At 70.7% G+C, this 10,133-nt stretch carries 12 protein-coding genes; 5 read left to right on the top strand and 7 right to left on the bottom strand.

From position 1 onward, the window contains the following. Positions 1-31: 31 nt before the first annotated feature. Complete coding sequence (locus WBA97_RS13450; protein WP_424231114.1) at positions 32-868, bottom strand: GGDEF domain-containing protein; 837 nt, start codon at positions 866-868, stop codon at positions 32-34. Between the two features lie 237 nt (positions 869-1,105). On the opposite strand from WBA97_RS13450, the gene WBA97_RS13445 reads away from it, so the two are divergent. The 3 genes from WBA97_RS13445 to WBA97_RS13435 all read left to right on the top strand — a co-directional run bounded on the left by WBA97_RS13445 (position 1,106) and on the right by WBA97_RS13435 (position 4,655). Next, positions 1,106-3,382, top strand: a complete 2,277-nt coding sequence (locus WBA97_RS13445; RefSeq protein ID WP_424231113.1) for a sigma-70 family RNA polymerase sigma factor — start codon at positions 1,106-1,108, stop codon at positions 3,380-3,382. A 107-nt stretch (positions 3,383-3,489) separates the two neighbouring features. Beyond that, positions 3,490-4,050 carry a GtrA family protein gene (locus WBA97_RS13440; RefSeq protein ID WP_424231112.1) on the top strand — a complete coding sequence of 187 codons (561 nt, stop codon included), beginning with the start codon at positions 3,490-3,492 and terminating at the stop codon, positions 4,048-4,050. Positions 4,051-4,109: 59 nt separating this feature from the next. Then, a complete protein-coding gene (locus WBA97_RS13435; RefSeq protein WP_424231111.1) occupies positions 4,110-4,655 on the top strand; it encodes a GtrA family protein in 546 nt (181 codons plus the stop codon). A gap of 6 nt (positions 4,656-4,661) precedes the next feature. Here the strand turns inward: WBA97_RS13435 and WBA97_RS13430 are convergent, their stop codons facing one another. The 4 genes from WBA97_RS13430 to WBA97_RS13415 form a co-directional block, all read right to left on the bottom strand. Then, a complete protein-coding gene (locus tag WBA97_RS13430) occupies positions 4,662-5,957 on the bottom strand; it encodes an ATP-binding protein (RefSeq protein WP_424231110.1) in 1,296 nt (431 codons plus the stop codon). An 18-nt stretch (positions 5,958-5,975) separates the two neighbouring features. After that, on the bottom strand, positions 5,976-6,638 hold the full coding sequence (locus tag WBA97_RS13425; protein WP_424231109.1) for a response regulator transcription factor: 663 nt from the start codon (positions 6,636-6,638) through the stop codon (positions 5,976-5,978). An 80-nt stretch (positions 6,639-6,718) separates the two neighbouring features. Further along, positions 6,719-6,874 (bottom strand): DUF397 domain-containing protein, encoded by a 156-nt coding sequence (locus tag WBA97_RS13420; protein WP_424231108.1) that lies wholly within the window; start codon positions 6,872-6,874, stop codon positions 6,719-6,721. Continuing rightward, positions 6,871-7,734 (bottom strand): helix-turn-helix domain-containing protein, encoded by an 864-nt coding sequence (locus WBA97_RS13415; RefSeq protein WP_424231107.1) that lies wholly within the window; start codon positions 7,732-7,734, stop codon positions 6,871-6,873. The genes WBA97_RS13420 and WBA97_RS13415 overlap by 4 nt, the downstream gene beginning before the upstream one ends. A 17-nt stretch (positions 7,735-7,751) precedes the next feature. On the opposite strand from WBA97_RS13415, the gene WBA97_RS13410 reads away from it, so the two are divergent. Together WBA97_RS13410 and hisN are read left to right on the top strand one after the other, a co-directional pair. Then, the gene (locus WBA97_RS13410; RefSeq protein ID WP_424231106.1) at positions 7,752-8,045 is read left to right on the top strand and encodes a hypothetical protein; all 294 of its coding nucleotides are present in this window, start codon (positions 7,752-7,754) and stop codon (positions 8,043-8,045) included. 12 nt (positions 8,046-8,057) lie between these two features. Then, positions 8,058-8,834 carry a histidinol-phosphatase gene (gene hisN / locus WBA97_RS13405; protein WP_424231105.1) on the top strand — a complete coding sequence of 259 codons (777 nt, stop codon included), beginning with the start codon at positions 8,058-8,060 and terminating at the stop codon, positions 8,832-8,834. Here the strand turns inward: hisN and WBA97_RS13400 are convergent. Together WBA97_RS13400 and WBA97_RS13395 are read right to left on the bottom strand one after the other, a co-directional pair. Next, positions 8,801-9,070 (bottom strand): hypothetical protein, encoded by a 270-nt coding sequence (locus tag WBA97_RS13400; protein ID WP_424231104.1) that lies wholly within the window; start codon positions 9,068-9,070, stop codon positions 8,801-8,803. The two genes, hisN and WBA97_RS13400, sit on opposite strands and share 34 nt — an antisense overlap. After that, positions 9,067-10,133, bottom strand: a 1,067-nt coding sequence (locus WBA97_RS13395; RefSeq protein ID WP_424231103.1) for a glycohydrolase toxin TNT-related protein, incomplete at its 5' end; no start/stop codon positions are given. The genes WBA97_RS13395 and WBA97_RS13400, both read right to left, overlap by 4 nt.

Below are 10,133 nucleotides of genomic sequence, written 5' to 3'. Positions count from 1 at the left end.
GGTTCTGAACCGTGGACTCGCGGGTTGGGGGTTAGGCGCGGCTGATTGTGTGTAGTAGGTCTCGGGCTTGTTGCTGGGTGTCCGGGAGGCGTTCCAGGCGGACCGCCGGGCGGTTGATGGACTTCAGTTGCGGGTCCACCTCGAGGCGTTGCGTGATCAGCCAGCCCGCGCTCAGAGCGCGGTCGCCGAACCCGGAGTCACGTTCCGCCAGTACCGCGGCCACCGACGGGCCGAGCAGCGCGACGCTCTCGCCGCCGTTGAAGACCTCCCGCAGTGCGTCCGCGACCAGGACCATCGCCATCAGCCGCGCCCAGCCGGTGACCGAGGACAGGTCCAGCGTCACCACGAGCAGCGCGTGCGTCTCCTCGGCGGGCGACCCGAGCCGCTCGGTGCGCCGGTACACCTCACCCAGCCGCGTCCGCAGGTACGCGAGCGTCGCCAGGTTGGTCAGGTTCTCCGTGGTCTCCGCGTTGCGCAGCTCCCCGAACGACGCCTCCGCCCACGCGAGCGCCGCCGATCGCACGAGCCGGGTCGGCGCGGCGTTGGGGTCGGTGGCGATGAGGCCGTCGCGGACTTCGGCGTTGGTCAGCACCGCGTGCAGCGCGGCCAGGTCGGTCAGCGTCTCGTCCAGTCCTGCGCCCGCCTCGGCACGCGCCCGCCCCAGTCCGGACAGCGCCGTCACCAGGTCCCTCCTGCGCACCGCGGACAGGCAGACCGCGTCCACCTCGGGTACGCCCCAGTCACTGGGGAACCGCCATCCCGCCGCGATGCTCGCCGTGCGCCACCGGGCGCGGAGGGCACGCAGCTCGTGACCGGGACCCTCCGCATCGCCACGATGTGAGCGCGGGTCCGCCTCACGAACTGTCACCTTCGCTCTTCCCTCCTCCGTACCCATCGGAGGAGAAACGTCGACCGGAAGCGACCGTGACGCCGTTCGGGCGAAAAATTTCTCTACGGATCGGTCTCGCGTACGACCATTCCGGTGTACGCATGGTGCCCTTCTGGCCATTTGGCGTCACACTTTGCCCGAGAGCGCGTCCAGTAGGGGGCCGAACCATATAGAGCCAGGTCCGGCGCTGCACGCATGCGAGTTCGAGGGAGAATCGTGGCCACCGTTCCGGCCGACGTTGAGGGTCCCGGCGACGCCGAGCTGATCGAGGCCGTACGCAAGGGGACTGTGTCCGCGTACGGGGCGCTGTACGAACGCCATGTCGCCGCCGCCTACAACCTCGCACGTCAGGTCTCCCGCTCACCGGCGGAGGCCGATGACCTGGTGTCCGAGGCCTTCGCCAAGGTGCTCGACACTCTCCGCGCCGGACGCGGCCCGGATTCAGCCTTCCGGGCGTACCTGCTGACCGCGCTCCGTCACACCGCCTACGACAGGACGCGGCGTGAGCGGAAGCTCGAACTGTCGGAAGACGTGTCCACGGTCTCCGGCGTCTCCGCCGATGCGATCAGCGAGGAGTTCGACGACCCCGCCGTCAAGGGCCTGGAGCGGTCACTCGCCGCGCAAGCGTTTGCGCGGCTGCCGGAACGCTGGCAGGCGGTCCTCTGGCACACCGAGATCGAGGGCCAGGCGCCCGCCGAGGTGGCACCGATCCTCGGCATGACCGCCAACGGCGTTTCCGCGCTCGCCTACCGCGCCCGCGAGGGTCTGCGGCAGGCCTACCTGCAGGTCCACCTCGTGGCGACCACCGACCGGTCCTGCCGCGCGGCCTCCGAGCGGCTCGGCGCGTGGACCCGGGGCGGCCTCGCCAAGCGGGAGAAGGCCCAGGTCGAAGCGCACCTCGACACGTGCGACCGCTGTCGCGCGCTCGCCGCGGAACTGGCGGACGTCAACGGCGCCATGCGTGGCTACGTGGCACCGCTGGTGCTGGGCGCCGGTGCCGCGGGCTACATCGCGGCGACCGGCGTGGTGAAGGTCGCGACGATCAGCACGGCCGCCACGGCGACCGGAGCGGCGGGCGCCGCTGGTGCCGCGACCGCAGGGCCACGGCAGCTCGTCGGCGTCGCCGTGTCGGCCATCGCGCTGGTCACGGCCATGATCGTCGCCCTGACGGTGGGTGGCGAGTCGCAGGAGATTCCCACCGCCGAGCCGGTCACCTCGGAGACCGCGCCGCCACCTGCGGAGAACCCACCGCCACCGCAGCAACAACCGCCGCAGGAACCGCCTGCCCAGGAGCCACCGCCCGGGGAGGAGCCACCGGCCGAGAACCCACCGGCGGACAACCCGCCACCCGGGGAGGAGCCACCGGCGGACAACCCACCGCCCGCACAGAACCCGCCGCCGGAGCAACCCGAGGAACCCGAACAACCCGAGGAACCGGAGCAGCCCGCGCCTGCGCGGCTGGAGGCGAGCGGCCCGGCCGCACCGCTGTCGCTGATCGCGGGCGGCGTGCCGGGCGACCTGCCGCTGACCGTGCGCAACGCGGGCGGCGTGGTGTCCGAGCCGGTCACGGCCGTGCTGACCCTGCCGGCGGGGGTGACCGCGGTCCCGGTCGACGGGTTCGCCGCGCCCCGGCTGCTGAACCTCAACGGCGCGCGCCAGGCGGGCACGGTCAACTGCCCCGGCGGTACGGGCACGGTGACGTGCTCGAACGGTGCCGGCCTGCGGCCGGGCGAGTCCGTGACGCTGCTGTTCCGGTTGAAGGCGGGCAAGGGCAGCACGAGTGGCCTGGTCACCGGACTGGTGTCGGCCGGGGCCACCACGCGTGCGAACGTTTCCTTCCGCGTGACCGTGCGGCCGGAAGAGACCATCGACAGGATCCAGTTGTCGGTGTTCGTCAAGACCGACCTGCTCGGCCTGTTCATGTGGCGGCCGGTGGTCGTGGTGACGGTCGCCAACACGGGCACCAGCTCACGACCGGTCACCGTCAGGCTGGACCAGCCCGCGGAAGTGCTGTGGTTCTCGCAGGACGTGTCGTGCACCTCCGGTGGTGGCACCGTCTGCACCACCCCGGCCGAGCTGGCACCCGGCGAGAAGCTGAAGGTCGGGCTGCGGATCCACGCCGACCCGTGGCCGGAACACCAGCCGGGCCGCAACCAGCTGCACGTGTCCGCGACGCTGGGCACGGCGTCCGCCAGCAAGCGGGTGACGCTGTGGGAGTGGCTGATCCCACCGGTGCCGAGTTCTCCGACGCCGACCATGCCGCCGAGCAGCGAAACCCCGACGAACGAGCCGCCGCCGACCGACCCGCCGACGCCGGATCCCGAGCACCCAACGTCGACCATCACGCCGCCGGGCACGACCACCACAACGCCGAAGCCGACCACGACGACACCGCCGCCGACCACGACCACGCCTGCCCCACCCGAGCCCGAACAGCCCGACAACGGGCAGGGCGGACTGGGTGGCCTGCTCGGGTGGCTGCTGGGCCTCTGATCACGGACCGGTCACGACGCGTGGCTAGACTTCGCCGTCGTGACCGGAGCGAAACAGTGGACACAGGGCGACCGCGAGCGGCTCCACGGAGCCTGCGAGAGGGAGTCATGAGCCTGCTCTACCGGGTGCTCTCGCGCCTGCCAAAGCCGGTGCGGGCCGTGCTCGTGAAGCACAAGGAACTGCTGAAGTTCGGGGTCGTCGGCGGTGTCTGCTTCGTGGTCACCGTGGTCGTCAACTACGCACTGAAGTTCACGGTGCTCACCGACAACCCGGTGACGGCGCAGGCGATCGCGGTGATCATCGCGACGATCGTGTCGTACGTGCTCAACCGCGAATGGTCGTTCCGCACCCGGGGCGGCCGGGAACGCCAGCACGAGGCGGCACTGTTCTTCGTGATCAGCGGCATCGGCGTGGCGCTGAACTCGGCGCCGCTGTTCGTGTCGCGGTACTGGTTCAACCTCGAGGTGCCACACGTCACGCTGCTGGTGCAGGAGGTCGCGGACTTCGCGAGCGGGATCATCCTCGGCACGCTGATCGCGATGGTGTTCCGCTGGTGGGCGTTCCGGAAATGGGTCTTCCCCCAGTCCGACGCGCGTCCCCGAATTGTCCGGGTCGGCCGTCGCGGGCAACGACTCGCCGTCGTCGGAGAGGACGACGAAGCGGCGTAAATAGGGCCTGCGGAGCGAACCGCGCAGCTCCGCCCGGTAGCGCTCCGTAGACTGCGCGGGTGACCGTCGTCGACTCTGTGCTCTCGCGCGTGCCGGAACCACTGCGCAGACTCCTGATCAAGCACCGCGAACTGCTGAAGTTCGCGATCGTCGGCGGCACGACGTTCGTCATCGACAACGGCATCTGGTACCTGCTGAAACTCACGGTGCTGGAGGAGAAGCCGGTCACCGCGAAGATCATCGCCATCATCGTGGCGACGATCGTGTCCTACGTCCTCAACCGCGAGTGGTCGTTCCGCACCAGGGGCGGGCGGGAGCGGGCCCACGAGGCGGCACTGTTCTTCCTGATCAGCGGCGTCGGCGTGGCACTGAACTCGGCGCCGCTGTGGGCGTCGCGGTACGTACTGGAACTGGAGGAGCCGCACGTGTCGCGGCTCGTCCAGGAGATCGCGGACTTCGCGAGCGGGTCGATCATCGGCATGCTGCTGGCGATGTTCTTCCGCTTCTGGGCGTTCAAGCGGTGGGTCTTCCCGGACGAGCTGGGCCACACCCGCCGCGGCGGGCCGCCATCGGACGATCCGGTAGAGGAACTGGGCCACTCCTGAAGGGCTTCAGCGTGGGGAGCGTTCCGCAGGCCAGCGGACGCCCTGCACGTCGCCCGCGCGGGGGACCGGCAGGAACACCGTGAACGTGGCTGGCCGCTTCGCCGACAGCTCCAGCCGACCGCCGTCCGAGTCGATCAGCGCACGGGCCAGCGCCAGGCCAAGCCCTGTCGAGCCGCCGCCGGAGAAGCCGCGTTCGAAGATGTGCTCGGCCAGCTCGTCCGGCACGCCAGCGCCCATGTCGGTCACCTCGATGACGACCGTGTCGCCGCCGCTCGCCGCCACTCCCTCGCGTGCGGTCAGCATGACCGTGCCGCTGCCGTGGCGCAGCGCGTTGTCCAGCAGCACGCCGATCACCTCGCGCAGCCGCGCGGGCGACACCTTCGCGAACAGGTTGTCCTGCAGCTTCACCTTCAACGACCGGCCGTCCGCACGCAGCGGCGCACGCCACTCCTCGGCGATGCCCATCAGCTCACTGCCCAGGTCGACCGGCTCCGCACCGGTCGCGCGGGCCTCGCGGGCCGCGGCCATCAGCTCGTCGAGCACGTCGGCCAGCCGCTCCGCCTGTTCGAGCGCCGCCTGTGCCTCCCCCGCGACCTCCTTGTCGGGCACCGCGGTCAGCTCCTCGATCCGCAGCTGCAGCGACGTGAGCCTGCTCCGCAGCTGGTGCGACACGTCGCCGACCAGCTCGCGTTCCCGCTGCACCAGCTGCGCCAGCGCGGTGGCGGACGCGTCGAGCGCCTCGGCGACGGAGTCCAGCTCGGTCACCTGGTAGCGGGTCCGGTCGAGCCGGAAGTCACCGGCGCCCAGCCGGGCGGCGCGATCGGCGACGTGCCGCAACGGCCGGGCCAGCCGCCGCGCGGTGACGGTCGCGACCGCCGCACCACCGCCGATCGCCGCGATCACGACCAGCACCACCAGCAGCGTGACCTGCGTCTGCGTGGTGCGCATGGGCCCGGCGTCGATGGAGAGGCGGACCGTGCCGTGCTGGACGATCGGCACCTCCTCCGACACCGTCTCGCCGCGCAGCTCGGTGCCGAACTCGTGTCGCACGCCGGAGTCCGGCAGCTCGACCAGCAGGTGACCGCCGGGTGGGACACCCAGCTGCACGCTGTTCAGGTCCAGCTCGCCGCCGTTGGCGACCTGGTCGTCGAGGGTCGCCGCGATCTGCCGGGCACGGGCGCCCAGCTCCTCACGCGTGAGGCTTTCGACGACGGCCGTCGCGGAAAGCCCGAGCGGGATGCCGAGCGCGCACGCGGTGACCGTGACGGCGAGCAGGATCGCCAGGAGGATGCGGCGGCGCATGGGTGCTCGTTCCGTATCTCAGTCTGTGTTGAAGCGGAAACCGACACCGCGGACGGTCGCGATCCGCGCGCCGCCCCGGCCGCCGACCTTGCGGCGCAGCCACGACATGTGCATGTCGAGCGTCTTGCTGGTCCGCAGCTCGGGCCCGCCCCACACCTCGTCGAGGATCTCCTCACGCGTGACGACCTGGCCAGCTCGCTGGATCAGCACGCGCAGTAGCTCGAACTCCTTGTTCGCGAGCGTCACCTCGTCGCCGTCGACGATCACCTGCCGCGCCGCGAGGTCCAGTTTCACGCCGTTGACCTCGATCGTGCCCGGCGCCTGGCGGCGCAGGAGCGCACGGATGCGGGCCAGCAGCTCGGCCAGCCGGAACGGTTTCGCCACGTAGTCGTCCGCGCCCGCGTCCAGCCCGACGACGAAGTCCACCTCGTCCGCGCGGGCGGTCAGCATGAGCACGGGGAGCCCGCGCCCCGCGGCACGCAACCGGCGGCACACGTCCAGCCCGTCTATCCCGGGCAGCCCCAGGTCGAGGACGAGGAGGTCGACGCCACCGCCGTTGGCGGTCTCGAACGCACGGTGCCCGTCGCTGACGACCTGGACCTCGTACCCTTCGCGGTTCAACGCACGGGACAGCGGATCCGCGATCGCCGCGTCGTCCTCGGCCAGCAACACCACACTCACGGTCACACCCTATGCCTGGGCGGCGTCGAGGTCGGGCCGGGTGAAGAGCGAAAACAGGGTGATTTTGTCCGGTTCGAGGGTTATCGCCTGACGAACGCGACCCAGCTCCTGGCGGGGAAGGCAAGCGTCGGGCCGGAAGCGTTCTTGGAGTCCCGCACCGCCACCGCCCTCGGCACGAACGCTACCTCCACGCAGGCATTCTGCGCCGTGCTGCGGCTGCTCTTACGCCAGTTCACAAAGCACTCCTCAGCTTGAGGACGAGATCCGCGATCAGCTGCCGGGAGGCATCTTCTGATCGTGCGGCGGCCGACAGCTTCTTCCAGACGAGCCTACCCCTGCCAATGAACTCCTCGTCTTCGAGAAAGGCGGAGGTGGTTCGGCTCTCTTCGTAGCAAAGGGTGGGCTGATCAGGGCATTCGAGCATGATCAGCGAACCTTGGGCGGCGATCGCCGCCTCCGTGTCGAATGGCAAGACGCGGACGCTGATGTGGCGGCGGGAGCTGGCGGCAAGCAAGTGCTGGAGCTGGCCCACCATCATCCCGGGATCATCCATTGTGCGGCGAAGGACCATTTCTTCGACGATGAGGTTCAGGCGGGGCGGATCGGCCTTGTCGAGCACCCGTTGCCGGTTCATGCGGACCGCCACCATGCTCTCGATCTCGTGTTCACTCCAGGTCGGCGCGGCCATCCGCATGAGGGATCGGGCATATTCAGCGGTTTGCACCAGGCCGGGAAGCAGCAGCGGTTCGAAGTTGTGGATGGCCGTCGCCTCGCTCTCGAAGCGGATGAGGTCGCGGAGAAGCCGGGAGATGGGGATGTCCCGGCCGATCTCGTGCCAGTTTCGTTCGTCTCCGGTTCTGACCAGGTCCAGGAGGTCTTGCCGGATTTCCGCCGGGGCACGCAGAAATCCAAGAACCGCGGCCACGTCATCCACATAGAGACCGCGCTCCCCGGTTTCCATCCGGCTGACCTTGCTCTCGGACCAACCCAGCGCCCGCGCGACCTCCTTGCAGCTCAAACCCCGCCTGATCCGCCACGTCCGCAGCTCCGTCGACACCCGCCGCTGCCGGACGGAAACCCCTTTGCGCCTTGCCATTCCGACACGATCCCGTCATGCCACGGTGGCACGACAGTGGTGTCACCCGAACGGAAATTTGCGCGACCACCCGGCGCGGCGGGACGTTGCGGGGCATGGAAACGAGCTGGACCGTGCGCGGCGCGTACGCGAACTGGACGATGACCGTGCGGACCGATCCGCCGGATCCCGACGACGAAATCGAGTACCGGGACGCGTGGCCCGCCGAACCGTTCACGCGGCTCAACGCGCACTTCCGGGAGGTGGTGAACCTGCTGGAGGCGGTGCGGGGTTTGGACAACGTCCCCGCTGCCCTGCTCTCCTACACGTGACAGCATCGGCGCATGCACTCTGACGACCTCGCCGTCGCACTGCGGCTGGCCGACGCCGCCGACGAGATCACCATGGCCCGGTTCCTCGCCGCCGACCTCGTGGTCGACCGCAAACCGGACCGCTCGCCGGTGACCGACGCCGACACGGCCGTGGAAGACACCGTGCGGGAGATCATCGCCGAGCTGCGGCCGGACGACGCCGTGCTCGGCGAGGAGCGGGGCGGGTCCGTCGGGGACGGGCGCACCTGGGTGGTGGACCCGATCGACGGGACCAAGAACTTCCTGCGCGGCAACCCTGTGTGGGCGACGTTGATCGCGCTCGTCGACGGCGGGGAGCCGGTCGTCGGGGTCGTGAGCGCGCCGTCGTTCCCCCGCCGGTGGTGGGCGTCGGCCGGGGGCGGAGCGTGGTCCGGGGGGCGGCGGCTGCGGGTGTCGGGGGTGGCGTCGCTCGAGGACGCGTACCTGTCGACCACGGACATCACGGCTTGGGAGCCGAGGGAGTCCTACCTCGCGCTGGTCGACGCGTGCTGGGAGACCAGGGCATTCGGCGACTTCTGGCAGCACGTGCTGGTCGCCGAGGGTGCGCTGGATCTGTCAGCGGATCCGATCGCGAACCCGTGGGACCTCGCGGCCGTGCAGGTGATCGTGACCGAGGCGGGCGGCCGGTTCACCGACCTGCGTGGCGAGGCCCGGTTCGACGGCGGGGACGGGCTCGCGTCGAACGGGCTGCTGCACGACGCGGCGCTGGGCGTGCTTCAGGCCGGGGTCAGCGCACCCCGCACGACCTGAGCCCAGGTGAGGCGGCCGAAGAGGTAGTGGCAGGCGACCTGTTCGTTGGTGAAACGGGCCCAGTCGTAGCGGTTGCCCTGCTCACGCCAGAAGACCTCCCAGGCGAAGTTGCCGTCGTCGTCGGCGGTGTCGTCGCGGACGAGGCACCACGCGTTGTCGGCCTCGGCGCCAACGGACACGACCTCGGCGGGCACCCCGACGGCGGCCAGCCACTCGGTGATGGACTCGGCGTTCATGCGATCTCCTCGAGGTGGCCCAGCGCGACGAGCTCGACGGCGGAGTGGGTGGTGCGGTAGCGGACCCCGCCGCCCGGCTGCCCGAACCAGGCCGCGGACACCGCCCGCCACACCGGCAACGGCTTGAGCACGCGGTACCGGCGGTAGCCACCGTCCTTGTGCGCGGGCGGAAGCGAGCGCTGGGCGAAGCCGCACCCGTCGGCGGCGAACACCCGGCCGTGCGGCGACCCGAACCGGTCGATGACGGTGTCCTCGGCGAGGGTCTCCGCCTCGCCGGGGGCGCTGCCGCCTTCCGGGTACTGCTCGCTGGTCGGCCAGTTGTACTCGAGACCTTCCGGGCTGATCCCCTGCGGCGTGACACTGCCGAGGCGAACGAGGTAGCGGCGGTCCCAGTCCCGCTCGTTGACGTCGCCGAGGGGGTCGTGGTTCTCGAGCAACGCCTGGACGATGGGGTGATCGGCGGTGATGCCCGCGCTCGGGTTGACCGGCCGGGACTGCGGCGGGGTCACGGCATCCGGCGCCACCAACGCCTCGGCAGGTGGTGCGGGATAACCAGCGGACTCCGCCCCGATGACCTGCGGCGAGTAGGCGCCGGGAGCCGGGTAGCCGGGGGCGGCTGGGTAGCCCTGCCCCTGGTAGGCCGAGGGCGGGGCGTAACTCTGGAAGCCCGGCGGAGTCGACGGCGGCGGCAGCGGAACCGGGGCGGCCTCCTCGGCGGCCTTGGCCGCGGCGCGATGGGCGATGCCTTCCATCAGTTCCGCGAGGCGGGGACCGCCGTCGACCAGGTGGTAGTCCGGATGGTCGGCCGGTTCGAAGCGGATGCCCGCCGCGTAGTCGAGTTCCGGCGGGGGCGCCGGGATCTGGCGCGCGGGCCGGTACGACGCGACGGGTAGGTGCCCGATCGGGAACATGTGGAGCCAGAACGCGGTCAGTACCTCGTTCCGCTCCCCCTTCACCGGGGGTGGTGCCCCCGGCGGGCCCGCCATGGGCTTGTTCGCGCGGGGCGCCGCGTCGGCCGGGCGGTCCACCGGGACCGCCGCCGGGGCGAACGCCGCCGCACGAC

The sequence above is a fragment of the Actinophytocola sp. genome (assembly GCF_049647105.1).
Classification (GTDB): Bacteria; Actinomycetota; Actinomycetes; order Mycobacteriales; family Pseudonocardiaceae; genus Actinophytocola.
Note: the sequence above shows the minus strand (reverse complement) of the source record. Positions and strands in the feature narration are given on the sequence as shown.